This window comes from Serratia sp. szju (genome assembly GCF_044594185.1).
Classification (GTDB): Bacteria; Pseudomonadota; Gammaproteobacteria; order Enterobacterales; family Enterobacteriaceae; genus Serratia; species Serratia bockelmannii.
On the sequence record NZ_CP172576.1, the window covers coordinates 355,464 to 372,974 of the forward strand.

Consider the following 17,511-nt stretch of genomic DNA (forward strand, 5'->3'; position numbering starts at 1 on the left):
AACTCCCTGTATCTCAATGCAATATTTATAAACCCATTAAAAAAAGAAAAATAAAAGCGGGTAAAAAACACAATAACTTGTGCATATTCTAAACATTAACTATGTTTAGACATACTCTTTATATGCAGATAAACAGACTGAAAAACAAAAGAGAAAGGCTCTCAATATAATTAAACAAACCTCGCGTATCGCGTGGGTGAAACGCTATTTATTATAAAAATTCCGAGGGAATTTTATTTCCACGGAACGGGTAACCTTGCGTTTTATCAAGCCAATAGGCTACACACCGCAATTAATAGCATTATTAGCATTCCGGAGACCGACAATGAAAATCGTTACGGGCATTATCCTTACCTCTGTGGCCGCCTTCAGCGGCGCGGCTTACGCGGCCGATGCGCAACCTACCACCGGCAACGCGGAAGTGACGCTGGAACACGTGCACGCCGTGATAGAAAACGGCAGCCCGGCGCCGCAGCACGACGCCGCCTGCAAAAAAGAACTTTCCATGCCGGAATCGAAATATATCGGCATGAAGGTTAAAACCGATTACACCATCAATAGCAGCACCATGATGATGTCGGCCAAATCGATGTTCCCGTCGCCCAACGACAAACAGCCGATGGAACTGACGGTCGATCTCTCCGCGCTGGGCCTGGCGGATGTGTATGCCTTCGGTGCCTTTAAACCGGCCGCGTTGCCGCAGGCCTATATTTATTTCACCATCGACAAGGATTTTAAAGATCCGGTCAGCACCTTTATGATCATCAACCAAGGCAAGCAATATAACTGCGTCATTTCCAGCTCGAATAAAATGATGAGTGAGGAAATGCGCGGCAAGATGATGAAGAAACAGTAGCGGAATGAAAAACGGCGCTTTCCTTAACAGGAGGCGCCGTCAGCAAAGTCTTAAATCAGACCCGGATTGTATTTCTGGTTGAACTTCTCTTCCGATTGGAACAGATAAATAATGCCTTCGATAAAGCCGACAATCGCCGGGATCCCCGTCCAGCAGAACAGCAGGTAGAACAGCCCCCACCACTTCATCCCCAGGTAAAACTTGTGAATGCCCAGCCCACCCAGGAAGATGGCCAGCAGGGCCGCCGCGAGCTTGTCTTTTCTGCTCATAGTGCACTTCTCCTTACTTCTCACCGAACCACCGGCATGTCCAAAAAACGGATGCCGCTCCGCAGAGCGCCGCATCGCAATGCTTGAGGAGAAAACATTCATCCATCAAGACTCAACAGGGGTAATTATAACAGTGATTAATTAAACGGTTGTTTAACCGGCGAAAGGGTAAGCATATGGAGCCTGGAGAGGAGGTGGTGCCGATAATAGGAGTCGAACCTACGACCTTCGCATTACCAAAACAACACCAGCACCTCAGTACCTCAGTACCTGCTCGTCAGCCTGAACTGGTTGTTCAGGAAAGAAAATGCCACTTTAAATCTGCTGAGGTGAAGCCAAAAGATATGTCCCTTTACTGACCTGCCCCCAGTATTAGATACAGCCATCAGTTAGTAATGTCGGTTTGTTTACCTTCACATTTTCCATTCCGCCACCGTGCTACAAACTCTGATGGCGTCTGATAATTCAGTGCTGAATGTGGACGACACTCGTTATAATCCTGCCGCCAGTCATTAATGACGTTCCTGGCGTGAACGATATCGCTGAACCAGTGCTCATTCAGACATTCATCGCGAAATCGTCCGTTAAAGCTCTCAATAAATCCGTTCTGCGTTGGCTTGCCCGGCTGGATTAAGCGCAACTCAACACCATGCTCAAAAGCCCATTGATCCAGTGCGCGGCAGGTGAACTCCGGCCCCTGGTCAGTTCTTATCGTCGCCGGATAGCCCCGAAACAGCGCAATGCTGTCCAGAATGTGTGTCACCTGCACGCCTGAAATCCCAAAGGCAACAGTGACCGTCAGGCATTCCTTCGTGAAGTCGTCCACACAGGTCAGGCACTTGATCCTGCGACCGGTGGCGAGCGCGTCCATGACAAAATCCATCGACCAGGTCAGGTTGGGCGCCGCCGGGCGGAGCAGCGGCAGACGTTCTGTTGCCAGCCCTTTACGACGTCGTCTGCGTTTTACGCCCAGCCCTCTCAGATGATAAAGGCGGTACACGCGCTTGTGATTAACATGAAGGCCTTCACGGCGCAGTAACTGCCAGATGCGGCGGTAGCCAAAACGCCTGCGCTCCAGTGCCAGCTCAGTGATTCGCCCTGATAAATGCGCATCAGCCGCCGGACGCCGAGCCTCATAGCGGCAGGTCGACAGGGACAAACCTGTAAGCCTGCAGGCACGACGTTGCGACAGACCGGTTGCATCACACATAAACTCAACGGCTTCCCGCTTCTGGTCTGTCGTCAGTACTTTCGCCCCAGAGCCACCTGGAGTGCCTCCTTATCGAGCATGGCTTCGGCAAGCAGCTTCTTGAGTCTGGCGTTCTCTTCCTCAAGCGACTTCAGGCGCTTAACCTCGGGCACCTCCATACCACCATACTTCTTACGCCAGGTATAAAAGGTGGCGTCGGAAATGGCGTGCTTACGGCAGAGCTCACGGGCAGAAACCCCGGCTTCAGCCTCGCGGAGGATACTGATGATCTGTTCGTCGGAAAAACGCTTCTTCATGGGGATGTCCTCATGTGGCTTATGAAGACATTACTAACATCGCGGTGTATTAATCAGCGGGGAGCAGGTCAAACTAGCTAACTAGCTAACTAGCTAACTACAATTATAAAACCGAGAAAAAGCCAAATTCCAATGAACCTCGGCATTTATTGCCTTTCCACCGTAACCAAGAGACAAAAAAGAAAGGGCTTAAGCCTGTTAAAAACCCGATGAAATCAAGGTCTAGCTCATAGCTCACAGGGGAAAATTGGAAGTGCTCCTCCTATTTCAGTACTCAATTGATAGACAACTGGTTTTACACCCAGTATTATTTAATTGAAAAAGCATATTTTTCCACAGGATCCAGAACATGAGAATAGCTATTTCCGTTATTTCACTCTTTGCAACCTTGGGGCTTGGATATCTGGCACTAGATCAGAAGTCCTTGGCTTCTTTTATTGCTTTCCTTGTAAGCTTAGTTACTTTTTTAACTTCATTAGCCAATATGAAAAAGAAACCGGAAGGTAATACTAATAAAAAAATAAATCAAAAAATAGGTAAAAACGGTTCAGGAATTCAAATCGGTGGTGATGTTAACATCAATTCCAAGAAGGATTAAATAATGTCTTTTTTAGATAACTCTGGACAAAAAGTGGGTGATAACAGCAATGCGGTTCAGGTTGCTGGAGATTTTAATGTAGGAAATACCACGACTGAGGTTATTGCAATCTGTAATCTTGTTGTTTCAACCCAAATGGCTGCATTACGTCAGGAAGCACAAGAGGAAGCTCGCTTACGTGCAACTGAATTTGGAAGTCAAATAATTGAAAAGCTATCTTCTGAAGTTGAGGATATAGTAATGGAAAAATTACGAGATCCTGATATTCAATATGCAATGAACCAGTCTGTTATACAGGTTGCCAGGAAAGGATTAGGAGCTAAATCTGATTTATTAAAAGAACTTATTGTATCAAAGATAAAAAACAACCAAGAAGAAACTGATCTTCTTATTGATCACGCCTTAGATATAACTCCTCGTTTAACCACAAGTGAAATGAAACTTATTTCCTTAATATATTACTTTAGATTTTGTCACAAAAGCATTAATGGAGTAAGCCTGACAGAAATACTTGATCATGAAGATGAAAGTTATTCAATAAATGATGTCAGTAAACAATTTTGCAGAAGTGTTTACACTCACACATATAACACCCCATCTATAGACTTTGACAGAATTACTGATGGAATAAAAACAATACAGCCGGTTGATTTGACTATGCTTGATGTTAAAGGCTGCATTTCCTCAGAGAATTATTATACAAAAAGTTATTTCGAGTTATTTAAAGGAAAAACCGGGATAGAGTTAAATGATGATGAAGCGTATGCAAAAGAAAAAATTCCATATATAATTGATTTAATTAATAAATTCAACATCAGCACCCTTTCTGATTTCAACAAAATTGTTATTAATAAGTTAGGTGTAATGATAGCTGAAAACTATCTTCGTGCCAGAGGTTTCTTAGCTTAGGCATATAACTTATGTTTTAAAATAATATACATTGGCTTTCTATAAAGCCAATGTGCTCTTAGTAATAATTTAATGTATAATTTTTCCATCAATTTTAGTAACTTTCCATATCATATTTTCATTGTTATGCGTATTAAAAACCCTGTCGCCAATGCCATATATCACACCAGAAATATCATCTCCCCCCTTTATCGAACTTTAAAATATTTTCATCCTATCTTGTATAGTAAGATAAAAAGTTAATCCCACCACAACATTTCGCACCAGATGCATGGAATAACGTAGATTTTATTTTTTCGCTGCGCACCAAGGTGCTTCACAGTATCGTATTTTTCCTGAGCCTCCATAATGGAGGCATTGCTTATACTGATTTCCTCCCCAATCAAGTTCCTTTTTCCCTCCATCGCATTGACTTCATAGTCATGAAAAATAAAACCTAAACCGCTAACGGTGTTCAACTGGATATTATCAGAAGCCAGTGTAGTGTTTTTTCTGCCCAGTGGGATTGCCTCCCCCACTAAAAGAAGATAAGGAGGAATTAAACGCCTCCCCGACTTTCCCAGTGACGTCATTTAAGTGTTGACACCCCGTTAACGCCAGCAGAACTGGAAAAAATAATGCTGTGATTGTTCCTTTAATTTTTATTCGCCTGATTTTTTTAAATCTCGCGCCCCAGAAGTTGTGAGCCATTTGAGAGATTATTTCCCTGATGCTGATTTACTTACCGGTCCGCTAGTTTGAACCAACTAATTTTCTTCTGTTCTTTAATTTTAAAGTCAGTATCGGGCCAAGCATCATAGCCAGAAGAACGACAGTCATTAATGGTGTTGAATGGGTTGCGAAAGTGACAAGAATGCAGTAGGAATACCAAGGGTTATCTCTACAATTGCTAAAAACTTAATCGTTTGATGACTGACGTAACCTTTGCTTCTCCCTCGCCACAACTACGACAAACAGAAGCTCCTTGCTGAGCTTCTGTTCTGCAAAATGGGTATCATATGCAACAATCGGATTTCAGCCAACGGTCAAAGGATAACGATTTCAAGGGGAGATTATGGTAAGGGGCTATACCTTGCTAAATAAGTACGCAAGAAAAAAGGAAGGTTTTATGAAAGAGGATTTCGTAACGTATTGATTTATGGTGCCGATAATAGGAGTCGAACCTACGACCTTCGCATTACGAATGCGCTGCTCTACCAACTGAGCTATATCGGCATCGAACCGGGCATGCGGGGCAAGCCGGAAGTGCGTTGAACAAGGTAGACCTGTGCACGAAATGAGTCAATAGCCGCCGGGGCGTTTGGTTGTTTTATCATCAGCGGCGATCTGAAGACCGTGCTACACGAGCATAAAATGCAGCTCGTGCAGCTCCTATCATTCACTCACGGCGCATCATACCACCATATCTTGAAGGCCATATTTCCGCTGGCGCTAGCTCCAGTGCTTCAGCGATCAGCCTCTCCCCCTTTGGCCAATGTCTAGCCAAAGCATTACCTAACGTAGAAGATGCCAATCCGGCTTTTCTGGAAACTGCCGCCAAAGTCGTGCCCTTCTTCTTCAAAGCGGCGATGACGTCCGCCGGATGCCAATCTTGTTTATCCATCATGTTTAATCCTCTTGATTACCTCGCCTTGTAATTATCCTGTTTTGGGATAATTACAACAATCGCAGATATTCGATTTTGGGATATCACTCGCGGAAAACGTCATGACCTCAGTTTATTCAGCAGAATATCAATTGGTTATAAAAATACTTCGAGACGCTCGTATAGAAAAAGGCATCACTCAGGTCAAGTTAGCCGAAGCACTTGGCCGCCCACAATCCTTTATCGCCAAGGTTGAAAATGGCGAAAGAAAATTGGATGTCGTGGAATTTGCCTTGATCGCGCGGTTACTGGATGTAAATACCGGGCCAATTATGGAACGCATTGGGCGTAACGCTAGAAAGCTGAGATAAAGGGGAGCCCGCTTCTCAGGTAAACGGATTCTCAGCTTAAGTTCTCTTCCCCAAAAACAATCAGGGCGCAGCACGCTGCGCCCTGACCTCTTTATGACCGCAATCCGGCCTTAGCTGCGCACCAGATCGTCGCCGTAGCCGATCCACTTGTAGGTGGTCAGCGCGTCCAGGCCCATCGGGCCGCGGGCGTGCAGTTTCTGGGTGCTCACCGCCACTTCCGCGCCCAGGCCGAATTGGCCGCCGTCGGTGAAGCGGGTGCTGGCGTTGACGTACACCGCCGAGGAGTCCACCGCGCGCACGAAATGCTCGGCGCTGCTCAGCGAGCGGGTGAGGATCGCGTCGGAGTGGTTGGTGCCGTGGGTGCGGATGTGGTCGATGGCCTGATCGATATCGTCCACCAGCAGCACGTTCAGATCCAGCGACAGCCATTCATCGTCGTAATCTTCCGCGTTCACTGGCACCACCGTCGCCGGGCCGCCCTGCAGCAGCGGCAGCGCGTTTTCCGCCGCGTGCAGCGTCACGCCCGCCGCCGCCATTTTGGCGCTCAGCGCCGGCAGGAACTCGGCGGCGATGCTGCGGTTCACCAGCAGCGTCTCCAGCGAGTTACAGGCGCTGGGGCGCTGGATCTTGGCGTTTTCAATCACCGTCAGCGCCTTGTCGAAATCGACGTCGGCATCCACGTAGGTGTGGCACACACCGATGCCGCCGGTGATCACCGGGATGGTCGATTGCTCGCGGCACAGCTTGTGCAGGCCGGCGCCGCCGCGCGGGATCAGCATGTCGACATAGCGGTCCAGGCGCAGCAGTTCGTTCACCAGCGCGCGATCCGGGCTGTCGATCGCCTGCACCGCCGCAGCCGGCAGGCCGCACTGTTCCAGCGCCTGCTGGATCACTTTCACCGTCGCCTGGTTGGTGTTGTGCGTCTCTTTACCGCCGCGCAGGATCACCGCATTACCGGTTTTCAGGCACAGGCTGGCGACGTCGATGGTGACGTTCGGCCGCGCCTCGTAAATCACGCCGATCACGCCGAGCGGCACCCGGCGGCGCTCCAGCTTCAGCCCGCTGTCCAGCAGGTTGCCGTCCAGCACGTGGCCGACCGGATCGTTCAGGCGGCATACCTGGCGCACGTCGTTGGCAATCGCCGCCAGCCGCGCCGGGGTCAGCAGCAGGCGATCGAGCAGCGCTTCGCTCATGCCGGTGGCGCGCGCCTGCGCCATGTCTTGTTCGTTCGCCAGCAGGATCGCTTCACTGTTGGCTTCCAACCTGTCGGCCATCACCGACAGCACCTGATTCTTCTTCGCCGTGCTCAGCACCGCCAGCTGCCAGGAGGCCTGCTTGGCGGCCTTCCCCATCTGCTCCAGCATGCTCACTCCTTAACTGACAATCATATCGTCGCGGTGCACTGCCACCGGACCGTATTCGTAACCGAGGATCTCGCTGATTTCCTGCGAGTGGTGCCCGGCGATCATGCGCATCGCGTCGCTGTTGTAGCGGCTGACGCCGTGCGCCAGATCGCGCCCCGCCAGGTTGCGGATGCGGATCACTTCGCCACGCGAGAAGTCGCCCTTCACTTCGCGGATGCCCTTCGGCAACAGCGAGCTGCCGCGCGCCATCATCGCTTCCACCGCGCCATCGTCGACGGTGATCTCACCGGCCGGTGGCGCGCCGAAGATCCAGCGCTTGCGGTTTTCCAGCGGGGTTTCCAACGCGTGGAAACGGGTGCCCACCGGTTTGCCTTCGATCACGTCCGCCACCACGCCCGGCTTGCTGCCGGCGGCGATCACCACGTCGATGCCGGCGCGGCAGGCCACGTCGGCCGCCTGCAGCTTGGTGCCCATGCCGCCGGTGCCCAGACCGGAGACGCTGTCGCCGGCGATGGCGCGCAGCGCGTCGTCGATGCCGTGCACTTCACGGATCAGTTCGGCCTGTGGGTTGTTGCGCGGATCGGCGGTGTAGAGGCCCTGCTGATCGGTAAGCAGCAGCAGTTTGTCAGCCCCGGCCAGAATGGCCGCCAGCGCCGACAGGTTATCGTTGTCGCCCACCTTGATTTCGGCGGTGGCGACGGCGTCATTCTCATTGATTACCGGCACGATGCGGTTATCCAGCAGCGCCGTCATGGTGTCGCGCGCGTTGAGGAAGCGCTCGCGGTCCTCCAGATCGGCACGCGTCAGCAGCATCTGCCCGACGTGAATGCCGTAAATGGAGAACAGCTGTTCCCACAGCTGGATCAGCCGGCTCTGCCCTACCGCTGCCAGCAGCTGCTTGGAGGCGATGGTGGCGGGCAGCTCGGGGTAGCCCAGGTGTTCGCGCCCGGCGGCGATGGCGCCGGAAGTGACGATGACAATGCGGTGGCCCGCGGCGTGTTGCTGCGCACATTGGCGCACCAATTCGACAATGTGGGCGCGGTTCAGACGCAGCGATCCGCCGGTCAACACGCTGGTGCCCAATTTCACAACCAATGTCTGGCTGCCGTTCATAGTATTTCTGCCGTGTGTAATGATGAGAAGAAGAGTGCAAAGGTCTTTGTAACAGGAGAGACGCGTTATGCCAACAGGCACAACGCGAAATCAGCACAATACGTGGTCAAACGGGGTCAGGCGGAGAGTTTGATCAGTTTTTCTTTGAAATCGTCGGCGGGTTCCAGCCCCAGTTCCATGGTCGCCAGCAGCTCGCCCAGGCGGCGATGGAAGTCGCGCAGGGTGTCTTCCAGCTTGGCGTTTACTTCATCATCCTTAATGTTTTGCGCCGTCCAGTCGCCTTCCTTGTCGAACAGGCCGAATTGGTACGAATAGGTGAAGCGCGCCTCTTCCGCCTGAAGCTCCATCCACCAGCCCCAGAACTCACGCTTCTCCGGAGCGGGCTTTACATTGACGCAGACGGCCAAACAATCAAAGAAAAAACGGTCGTTTTCACATTGCCCTTCACGCAGGTACGGCCCCAAGCTGGCAAAACGTTTCATTAGTCGGCTTTTAGGGTGACCACTCGGTAACGTCATTCTCTAACCTCCTCAATGTAGACCACTCTTTTTAACAAACTGTTAAAATTTAGCAACTAATTAACGCATTTTGTCCCTCAGCCAACCGGACATCTGCAGCAACGCCCGGTGGAAGCTGTCGTACACCGGGGTGCGCGGGATGGCGACCAGCTTGCCGCTCACCGAGGAGGTGACGATCAGCTGCGACTCCTCTTTCGGACTGAGCGTATCGCGCTCCCAGTAGCCGGAGATCATCGGCGTCGGGCAACGGCGCCCCAGCAGCCCCTGCATTTTCAGCGAGTAGCTGTTCAGCTCCACCTTCAGCACGTTGTCCGAGGCGTTAGCCATGCCCATGCGGCTGGCCAGCACGTCCATATACATGTCCGGCACGTTCAACTGGGTGCTGCTGTCGCACAGCAGGCGATGCACCACCGGCCCCAGGCAGGCTACGCCGCGCAGCCGCTGCGGCTCCAGATAGGCCAGCCGCACCGCCACATTGGCGCCGAAGCGGAAGCCGAAGGCGCTCACCCGCTGATGATCCACCCACGGCACCGAGGCCAGCTGGATCAGCACCTGTTGGTGCAGGTAGCTGGAGTCCTGCGTCAGCTTCCATTTGCACGAAGAACCGATCGACGGCATATCGAGCGTCAGCATGGCGATGCCGTGCGGCGCCAGGTAGTCGCGGAACAGGCGATGATAGTCGGTCTGCAGCGTATCGAGGCTGCCGCACATCAGCACCGTCGGGAACGGCGCCTCGCCCTTCTCCGGCATGTGCAGGAAACCGGTGACGCTGCCGCCGCCTTCGATGCGGAACTCCAGCTCTTTCAGCTGATACGGCAGCAACAGCGCCGCCTCTTCGTAAGCGCGGTTGGCGAGCATCTCCGCCTGTTCGGCCAGCTCGTCGCCCTTCAGGTGCGGGTAACCGGCGATGCTGTACAGGCTCGCGGCCTTCAGCCAGTACTCGCCGCCGAGCAGCGGATCCTGCTGTTCCGTCGCCCGCTGCTGCCACTGCATGCCCTGATGGATCCACTCGTAGATCCAGTTGCCGTTGCGGTAGCCCACCACGGTATCCAGCCGCTGCGGATTGCTGCGTTCGGCGTCCGAGGCGGCGATGCGCGCCAGCACTTCGTGGATTTCGATCGGGCTGACGCCGCGCCAGGCCCACAGCAACGGATTCAGCATGCGATACCAGCTGCCGGTGGTGTCGCCTTCCAATGCGGAATGCATGGCGGCGCTCACTTTGTTGCGCGCGCGTAGCACCAGCGTCGAGGTTTCAGGGTGTTTGAATTTGGGCTTGAAAAGAATTTCAGAAAGGTTGGCCTGTGCCATGGTAACAACAGCCTCCGTAAATCTGGCGATAGGCCGCAAAAGGCCTACTTAACTGGAGGTAGTGTACCTAACTCTGGCGGGATAAACCAAGATAACGCAAACGCCCGGCATAACCGGGCGTTGGGCTGGAACTGGCTGGACTTAGCGACCGCCGATCGGGGGAACGAAGCTGACGCCCATGTCCCACGGCTGTTCGATCCAGGTATCCTGCGGGATGTCGACTTCGTAGTCGTCCACCAGCGGACGGCCCGCCGGCTTGGCGAAGATGGTGACGAAATGCGCTTTCGGATACATGTCGCGGATCGCTTTCGCGGTGCCGCCGGTATCCACCAGATCGTCCACCACGATGAAGCCTTCACCGTCGCCTTCGGCGCGCTTGAGCACTTTCATTTCGCGCTGGTTGTCATGGTCATAGCTGGAAATGCAGACGGTATCCACATAGCGGATGCCCAGTTCGCGCGCCAGCAGGCCCGCCGGCACCAGGCCGCCGCGGCTGACGGCAATGATGCCCGTCCATTTGTCGGCAGGCAGCAGGCGGTGCGCCAGCTTGCGTGCGTGCATTTGCAGCATATCCCAGGTAACAACGTATTTTTCGCTCATAGAATCGTGTCCCAGCCGGCGGTGAAGCGGCTTATTTGTAGTTCAGGGGAAAAAAGGTTGCGCGAGATTATAGAGACTGGCCGCGTTGAATTCCAGCTGTACCGAGGAAAACCTCGCGATTTCCGCCGGGCGGCTTTTCGGTGATTGATGCTGAAAAAGCGAGCGTTCCCGCAGCGAAGCCATGTGATCAAGCGCTTAAACCGCACAATACGGGGGGCGCACCGCCGGAAATAAAGTGATATTCTCTGACGATCGTGCCACGACGCACAGATACCCGCTCACCTTAACCGCGCGGCATGCCCGTCCTGTCGGAGCCTGCCGTCACAGGAGACTTATAGTGTCTGAATTGTCTCAGCTTTCGCCACAGCCGCTGTGGGATATTTTCGCCAAGATCTGTTCTATCCCGCACCCTTCTTATCATGAAGAAGCGCTGGCGCAGCACATCCTCACCTGGGCCAAAGAAAAGAACCTGCACGCCGAGCGTGATCAGGTCGGCAATATCCTGCTGCGCAAACCAGCCACCAAAGGCATGGAAAACCGCAAGCCGGTGGCGCTGCAAGCGCACCTGGACATGGTGCCGCAAAAGAATAACGACACCGTGCACGACTTCGCCAAGGATCCGATCCAGCCTTATATCGCCGGCGAGTGGGTGAAAGCGCGCGGCACCACGCTGGGCGCCGACAACGGCATCGGCATGGCCTCCGCCCTGGCGGTGCTGGCCGACGACAGCGTTGAGCACGGCCCGCTGGAAGTGCTGCTGACCATGACCGAAGAAGCGGGTATGGACGGCGCCTTCGGGCTGCAGCCGAACTGGCTGCAGGCGGATATCCTGATCAATACCGATTCCGAAGAAGAAGGCGAAATCTACATGGGTTGCGCCGGCGGTATCGACTTCATCACCACTCTGCCGCTGCAGCGCGAAGCGGTGCCGGCCGGTTACCAAACCCTGAAGCTAACCCTCAAGGGCCTGAAAGGCGGCCATTCCGGCGCCGAGATCCACGTCGGGCTGGGCAACGCCAACAAACTGCTGGCGCGCTTCCTGTTCGCCCATGCGGCGGCGCTGAACCTGCGCGTGCTGGACCTGAACGGCGGCACCCTGCGCAACGCCATCCCGCGTGAAGCCTCCGCGGTGGTAGCGGTGCCGGCGGACAAGGCCGACGTACTGAAAGCGCTGAGCCAGGAGTTCCTGGCCGTGCTGCAGAACGAACTCTCCGCCAAAGAGAAGAACATCACCGTGCTGTTGGAGCCGACCACCAGCGCTTCGCTGGCGCTGAGCGCCGACAGCCAGCAGCGCTTCCTGGCGCTGCTGAACGGCACGCCGAACGGCGTGATCCGCATGAGCGACGCGGTGAAAGGCGTGGTGGAAACCTCGCTGAACGTCGGCGTGGTCACCACCAGCGAAAACGAAGCGGAAATCATCTGCCTGATCCGCTCCTTGATCGACAGTGGCAAAGACTACGTGGTCGAGATGCTGACCGCGTTGGGCCAGCTGGCCGGCGCTAAAGTGGCGCCGAAGGGCGGCTACCCGGGCTGGCAGCCGGACGCCGACTCGCCGGTGATGCACCTGGTGCGCGAGCTGTATCAGGATCTGTTCGACAAGACGCCGAACATCATGGTGATCCACGCCGGTCTGGAATGCGGTCTGTTCAAAAAGCCATATCCAAACATGGACATGGTATCGATCGGGCCAACCATCACCGGCCCGCATTCGCCGGATGAGCAGGTGCATATCGAAAGCGTCGGCCTGTACTGGAAGCTGCTGACCTCGTTGCTGAAAGCAATCCCTGAGCGCGCGTAATCTGCACGCTTAACGCAAAAAGCCGGCGACCGCCGGCTTTTTTATTCCCACGACAGCGCCAGCTGCCGCTCCAGCTGCGGATCGAGCAGCGTCACATGCAACCCCACCAGCCGCACGCCGCGCCCTTCGCGCCGCTCGCGCCACGCCTGCCGCGCCACCTCCAGCAAATCCTGCCGGTTCAGCACCGGAAACACGTGCTCCTGGGTGGTTTGCTGAAAATCCTGAAACTTCAGCTTCACGCCCTGCCGGGCGATCTGCAGATCCGGCTTCACCTTGCGCAGCCGCATCTCCAGCTCGGGATAGAGTTTGTCGATAATCAGCGTTTCGCAGTCTTCCCAGTCGTGAATATCCTCCGCCAGCGTGCGCTCCACCCCCACCGATTTGCGCAGCCGCTCAGGAGAGATTTCGCGCCGATCGATGCCCTGACAGCGCTCCCACAGCACCCGGCCGAACTTGCCGAAGCGCTTGAGCAGCTGCGCCAAATCGTATTGCTGCACGTCGGCGCAGGTGATAAGCCCCACTTCCTCCAGCCGCTTGGCGGTCACCTTGCCGACGCCGGGGATCTTGCTGAGCGGCAGCTGCTGCAAAAACGCCGGCACCTGCGCCGGCGTGATCACGTATTGCCCGTTCGGCTTGTTCATCTCGGAGGCGATTTTGGCGAGAAACTTGATTGGCGCGATGCCGGCCGACGCGGTGAGGTTCAGTTCGTCGGCGATCGCTTGGCGGATCTCCTGGGCGATCAGCGTCGCCGAACCGTTGCATTGCGGGCTGTCGGTCACGTCGAGATAGGCTTCATCGAGCGACAGCGGCTCGATCAGCGGGGTATAGCGGGCGAAGATTTCGCGGATGTGCAGCGAGGCCTCTTTGTAGGCCGCCATGCGCCCCGGCAGCAGGGTGAGATGCGGGCATAGCTTGAGCGCCATCGCCGTGGACATGGCGCTGTGCACGCCGTAGCGCCGCGCCGGATAGTTGGCGGTGCTGATCACCCCGCGGCGATCGGCGCTGCCGCCAATCGCCAGCGGGATATCGCGCAGGCTGGGATCGTCGCGCATTTCCACCGCTGCGAAGAAGCAGTCCATATCGACATGAATGATTTTACGCATCGCACCCTCCAGTAACACTGTATAAGTATACAGTCAGATACCGAAAGCTCAAGGCCGCAGGATTCGACGAAAGCACCGTTTCCGCCAGATATTTCCGCGTTGTTAAAAAAGCTTAATTTTTCAATAGTATGATTTCCGCCATCCCGTGCGGCTCACCACAACGATAACGACAAGGTACCCTACATGATCAGATTTTCTTCTTTGCTGCTGGCTTCCGCGCTGTCGCTGAGCGCGCTGGCGGCCAGCGCCACCGCCGGTCATGCGCCGGCGATCGTCGCCCACCGCGGCGGCACCGCCGATGCGCCGGAGAACACCCGCATCGCCATCGAAACCGCGCTGAAAAACGGCGCCGACGCCATCTGGATCACCCTGCAAGAATCCAAAGACGGCGTCATCGTGCTGTATCGCCCCTCGGACCTGAAAGCGCTGACCAACCGGCAGGGCCCGGTCTCTGCCTATACCGCCGCGCAGCTGGCCGAGATCGACGCCGGTTGGGCCTTCGCCAAGGGTGATGCGCACCCATTCCGCGGCCAGGGCATCGGCATTCCACGGCTCGACGACGTGCTTAAAGCGTTTCCGCTCGTCACCTTCTATCTGGACATCAAATCCCCGGACGCCGATCCGGCGCAGTTTGGCCAGGCGCTGCTGGCGACGTTGGAAAGCACCGACAGCCTGAACCGCATCCGCGTCTACTCCACCGACGCCAAATACCTGCAGGCGCTGCCGCCGGCCATCCCGCGCTTCGAAAGCCGCGACGAAACCCGCACGCTGCTGGCCAATATCACCATGGCGCACCAGTGCGACGTCAAACCGGACAACCGCCAGCCGCGCTGGTACGGACTGGAGCTGAAGCGCGAGGTGGAAGTGGTAGAGAAATATACCCTCGGCGAAGGGCGTTCTAAGGCGTTTCTGACCTGGGATAAAGAGTCGATGGACTGTTTCCGCTCGCAGGGCCCGGCGCACATCATCCTGTTCGGCGTCAACTCGCCGCAAGAGTATCAGCAGGCGCTGGCGCTGGGCGCCGACGGCGTGATGGTCAACTCACCGGCCGAGGCAAAAAGCTTCCGTAAGGCGAAATAAAAAACCCGGCCAAGGCCGGGTTTTCGCTACAGAATACGGTGCTTTTCCAACTGCTCGCGCCGCTGCGCCGCTTTGGCTTCGCGCTTTTTGCGCGCATCGCACGGCTCCGGGCAGTCGCAGACTTTCTCCATCCCCAATGCGGTGATGCCGCCGCAGCTGCCCTGCAGGCTTTTGCGTTTGAACACATAGCCCAGCGACATCCCGCCGACGATCAGCAGAAACAACACGAAAGTAGCGGCGAATACCGTCAACATAGCAACCTCACGAACGCTTTTTCAGATAGGGCTTGAACGCGTCTGAGTAACGCTCCTCAAACCCGTCGGCGGTTTTCACAATCATGAACACCGGGATACCGAGCAGGTTGGCCAGCGCCAGGCCGCGCTCCGGCCCCATCACGTTCAGGCCGGTGGACAGGCCGTCGGCGGTCATGCAGGTCGGGCTCAGCACGGTGATCGACACCAAACGGTGGTGAATGGGTCGGCCGGTGACCGGATCGATGGTGTGCGAATAGCGCACCCCGTCCTGCTCGAAGTAGTTGCGATAGTCACCCGAGGTAGCGATCGACATCTCCCCCGGCTGGATCACCAGCTGCGCCTGCTGTTGCGTACCGGCGGTCGGGCGCTCGATGGCGATGCGCCACGGCTTTTGCTCGCCGTTATGCCCGCGCGTGCGCACCTCGCCGCCGATATCCACCATGTAGTTCTTCACATGCCGGGACTGCAGATATTCCGCCACCACGTCCACGCCATACCCTTTGGCGATCGACGACAGATCGACGTACAGCTCAGGGATGCTTTTCACCAGCGCGCTGCCCTGCACCGACAGTTTGTCGGCGCCGGTCCAGGCGCGGCGGTGCGCCAGTTCCGCCTCGCTCGGCACTTTGTCCGGCCGCCCTTCCGGGCCGAAGCCCCACAGGTTGACCAGCGGCCCGACGGTCACGTCCAGCGCGCCGTCGGTGACGCGGTTGATGCGCAGCGCTTCGCGCACCACTTCGGCGGTGGCCGGCGAAACCGGGAACGGCCGGTCAATGTCGCGGTTGGCATTGAAGCGGCTCAGCTCGGAATCCGGCCGGTAGGTGGACATCTGATCGTTCACCTGCTCCAGCCGTTTGTCGATCTCCGCCTGCATCTCGCGCGCCGACGGCGTATCTTCGCCGGTCACGTAACGGATCGAATACGAGGTGCCCATGGTTTTACCCATCAGGTCCACCTGTTCCGGCCCGCAGCCGGTCAGCAGCAGGGTGGCGCTCAGCGCCACACCCGTCAGCCAGTTCTTCATCGCCAATGCGCGCAATTTAGCCACCAAAGTCATCCAGCATGATGTTTTCGTCTTCGACGCCCAGATCTTTGAGCATCTTGATCACCGCGGCGTTCATCATCGGCGGCCCGCACATGTAAAACTCGCAGTCCTCCGGCGCCGGGTGGTTCCTCAGGTAGTTCTCCAGCAGAACATTATGGATAAAGCCGGTGTAGCCGGTCCAGTTATCTTCCGGCTGCGGATCCGACAGCGCCACGTGCCAGGTGAAGTTTTCGTTCTCCGCCTGCAGCTGGTTGAAGTCGTCTTCATAGAACATCTCGCGCAGCGAACGCGCGCCGTACCAGAAGGTGATCTTGCGCTTCGAGTTCAGGCGCTTGAGCTGATCGAAGATGTGCGAACGCATCGGTGCCATGCCCGCGCCGCCGCCGATGAAGATCATTTCGGCGTCGGTGTCCTTGGCGAAGAACTCGCCGAACGGCCCGGAGATGGTCACCTTGTCACCGGCTTTCAGCGACCAGATATAGGAAGACATGATGCCCGGCGGCACGTCCGGATTATTCGGCGGCGGCGTGGCGATACGCACGTTGAGCATGATGATGCCCTTCTCTTCCGGGTAGTTGGCCATCGAGTAGGCGCGCACCGTGGTGTCGTTCACCGTCGAGCGGTAGCGGAACAGGTTGAACTTGTCCCAGTCGCCGCGATACTCCTGCGGCACGTCGAAGTCGGCGTAGCTGATGTCGTGCGCCGGTGCTTCGATCTGGATAAAGCCGCCCGCGCGGAACGGCACGTCCTCACCATCGGGGATCTTCAGCTTCAGCTCTTTGATAAAGGTGGCTTTGTTATCGTTGGAGATAACCTCGCACTCCCATTTCTTCACGCCGAAGATCTCTTCCGGCAGCTCGATCTTCAGGTTCTGCTTCACGTTCACCTGGCACGCCAGGCGGCACCCTTCTTTCGCTTCGCGCTTGTTGATGTGCGAGAGCTCGGTCGGCAGGATATCGCCGCCGCCCTCTTTGATCACCACCCGGCACTGGCCGCAGGAACCGCCGCCGCCGCAGGCCGAGGAGACGAAGATCCCCTGGCTGGAGAGCACGTTGAGCAGCTTGTCGCCCGCCGGCGCATGGAAGCTCTTATCCAGATCGCCGTTGATTTCCACCGCGATGTCACCGGTGTTCACCAGCTTCGATTTGGCGAACAGGATCAGCAACACCAGCACCATCACGATGGTGGTGAACATTGCTACGCCTAAAATAATTTCCATAAATTCTTCCCGCCT

The 17,511-nt window shown here is 55.8% G+C and carries 19 protein-coding genes and 1 tRNA gene; 6 read left to right on the top strand and 14 right to left on the bottom strand.

Annotated features, from left to right (window positions below; genetic code table 11):
* Positions 1–325: 325 nt before the first annotated feature.
* A complete protein-coding gene (locus RE418_RS01790) occupies positions 326–856 on the top strand; it encodes a hypothetical protein (protein WP_060447673.1) in 531 nt (176 codons plus the stop codon).
* Between the two features lie 50 nt (positions 857–906).
* Here RE418_RS01790 and RE418_RS01795 read toward each other — a convergent pair whose 3' ends face one another.
* Both RE418_RS01795 and RE418_RS01800 read right to left on the bottom strand, forming a co-directional pair.
* Positions 907–1,125: a TM2 domain-containing protein gene (locus RE418_RS01795; RefSeq protein ID WP_015376761.1), complete on the bottom strand. Its 219-nt coding sequence runs from the start codon at positions 1,123–1,125 to the stop codon at positions 907–909.
* A 385-nt stretch (positions 1,126–1,510) separates the two neighbouring features.
* A protein-coding gene (locus tag RE418_RS01800) for an IS3 family transposase (RefSeq protein WP_089180344.1) occupies positions 1,511–2,631 on the bottom strand; the annotation gives its coding sequence in 2 pieces (ribosomal slippage) (positions 1,511–2,373 and positions 2,373–2,631; 1,122 coding nt in all).
* A 349-nt stretch (positions 2,632–2,980) separates the two neighbouring features.
* Between RE418_RS01800 and RE418_RS01805 the strand changes: the two genes are divergently transcribed.
* Both RE418_RS01805 and RE418_RS01810 read left to right on the top strand, forming a co-directional pair.
* Positions 2,981–3,229, top strand: a complete 249-nt coding sequence (locus RE418_RS01805; RefSeq protein ID WP_060447675.1) for a hypothetical protein — start codon at positions 2,981–2,983, stop codon at positions 3,227–3,229.
* A 3-nt stretch (positions 3,230–3,232) separates the two neighbouring features.
* Entirely contained in the window at positions 3,233–4,138 is a 906-nt protein-coding gene (locus RE418_RS01810; RefSeq protein WP_072271529.1) for an LPO_1073/Vpar_1526 family protein, read from the top strand.
* Positions 4,139–4,377: 239 nt separating this feature from the next.
* Here RE418_RS01810 and RE418_RS01815 read toward each other — a convergent pair whose 3' ends face one another.
* The 3 genes from RE418_RS01815 to RE418_RS01825 all read right to left on the bottom strand — a co-directional run bounded on the left by RE418_RS01815 (position 4,378) and on the right by RE418_RS01825 (position 5,741).
* Positions 4,378–4,710 (bottom strand): hypothetical protein, encoded by a 333-nt coding sequence (locus tag RE418_RS01815; protein WP_230203380.1) that lies wholly within the window; start codon positions 4,708–4,710, stop codon positions 4,378–4,380.
* A 567-nt stretch (positions 4,711–5,277) separates the two neighbouring features.
* Positions 5,278–5,353: transfer RNA gene (locus tag RE418_RS01820), tRNA-Thr, on the bottom strand.
* Between the two features lie 163 nt (positions 5,354–5,516).
* Positions 5,517–5,741 carry a helix-turn-helix transcriptional regulator gene (locus tag RE418_RS01825; protein WP_060447713.1) on the bottom strand — a complete coding sequence of 75 codons (225 nt, stop codon included), beginning with the start codon at positions 5,739–5,741 and terminating at the stop codon, positions 5,517–5,519.
* Between the two features lie 104 nt (positions 5,742–5,845).
* Here RE418_RS01825 and RE418_RS01830 point away from each other — a divergent pair, with 104 nt between their 5' ends.
* On the top strand, positions 5,846–6,094 hold the full coding sequence (locus RE418_RS01830; protein ID WP_033634088.1) for a helix-turn-helix domain-containing protein: 249 nt from the start codon (positions 5,846–5,848) through the stop codon (positions 6,092–6,094).
* Positions 6,095–6,204: 110 nt separating this feature from the next.
* On the opposite strand, the gene proA is transcribed toward RE418_RS01830, so the two are convergent.
* The 5 genes from proA to gpt form a co-directional block, all read right to left on the bottom strand.
* Positions 6,205–7,458 (bottom strand): glutamate-5-semialdehyde dehydrogenase, encoded by a 1,254-nt coding sequence (gene proA, locus RE418_RS01835; protein WP_015376739.1) that lies wholly within the window; start codon positions 7,456–7,458, stop codon positions 6,205–6,207.
* Between the two features lie 9 nt (positions 7,459–7,467).
* On the bottom strand, positions 7,468–8,571 hold the full coding sequence (gene proB / locus RE418_RS01840; protein ID WP_015376738.1) for a glutamate 5-kinase: 1,104 nt from the start codon (positions 8,569–8,571) through the stop codon (positions 7,468–7,470).
* A gap of 116 nt (positions 8,572–8,687) precedes the next feature.
* A complete protein-coding gene (gene crl, locus RE418_RS01845; RefSeq protein ID WP_004930258.1) occupies positions 8,688–9,089 on the bottom strand; it encodes a sigma factor-binding protein Crl in 402 nt (133 codons plus the stop codon).
* Positions 9,090–9,149: 60 nt separating this feature from the next.
* The gene (gene frsA, locus RE418_RS01850; RefSeq protein ID WP_021504999.1) at positions 9,150–10,397 is read right to left on the bottom strand and encodes an esterase FrsA; all 1,248 of its coding nucleotides are present in this window, start codon (positions 10,395–10,397) and stop codon (positions 9,150–9,152) included.
* 141 nt (positions 10,398–10,538) lie between these two features.
* Entirely contained in the window at positions 10,539–10,997 is a 459-nt protein-coding gene (gene gpt, locus RE418_RS01855) for a xanthine phosphoribosyltransferase (RefSeq protein WP_025301674.1), read from the bottom strand.
* Positions 10,998–11,334: 337 nt separating this feature from the next.
* Here gpt and pepD point away from each other — a divergent pair, with 337 nt between their 5' ends.
* Positions 11,335–12,795, top strand: a complete 1,461-nt coding sequence (pepD, locus tag RE418_RS01860) for a beta-Ala-His dipeptidase (RefSeq protein ID WP_025301673.1) — start codon at positions 11,335–11,337, stop codon at positions 12,793–12,795.
* A gap of 41 nt (positions 12,796–12,836) precedes the next feature.
* Here pepD and dinB read toward each other — a convergent pair whose 3' ends face one another.
* Positions 12,837–13,898: a DNA polymerase IV gene (gene dinB, locus RE418_RS01865; RefSeq protein ID WP_141970804.1), complete on the bottom strand. Its 1,062-nt coding sequence runs from the start codon at positions 13,896–13,898 to the stop codon at positions 12,837–12,839.
* A gap of 183 nt (positions 13,899–14,081) precedes the next feature.
* Here dinB and RE418_RS01870 point away from each other — a divergent pair, with 183 nt between their 5' ends.
* A complete protein-coding gene (locus tag RE418_RS01870; RefSeq protein WP_213928430.1) occupies positions 14,082–14,978 on the top strand; it encodes a glycerophosphodiester phosphodiesterase family protein in 897 nt (298 codons plus the stop codon).
* 26 nt (positions 14,979–15,004) lie between these two features.
* On the opposite strand, the gene nqrM is transcribed toward RE418_RS01870, so the two are convergent.
* From nqrM to nqrF, 3 genes are read right to left on the bottom strand one after another with little or no spacing between them, the layout of a single operon-like run.
* Entirely contained in the window at positions 15,005–15,232 is a 228-nt protein-coding gene (nqrM, locus tag RE418_RS01875) for a (Na+)-NQR maturation NqrM (protein WP_016928987.1), read from the bottom strand.
* A 7-nt stretch (positions 15,233–15,239) separates the two neighbouring features.
* Positions 15,240–16,289 carry an FAD:protein FMN transferase gene (locus RE418_RS01880; RefSeq protein WP_043135534.1) on the bottom strand — a complete coding sequence of 350 codons (1,050 nt, stop codon included), beginning with the start codon at positions 16,287–16,289 and terminating at the stop codon, positions 15,240–15,242.
* Complete coding sequence (gene nqrF / locus RE418_RS01885; protein WP_043135532.1) at positions 16,273–17,496, bottom strand: NADH:ubiquinone reductase (Na(+)-transporting) subunit F; 1,224 nt, start codon at positions 17,494–17,496, stop codon at positions 16,273–16,275. Before nqrF ends, RE418_RS01880 begins: the two co-directional genes overlap by 17 nt.
* Between the last annotated feature and the right edge of the window lie 15 nt (positions 17,497–17,511).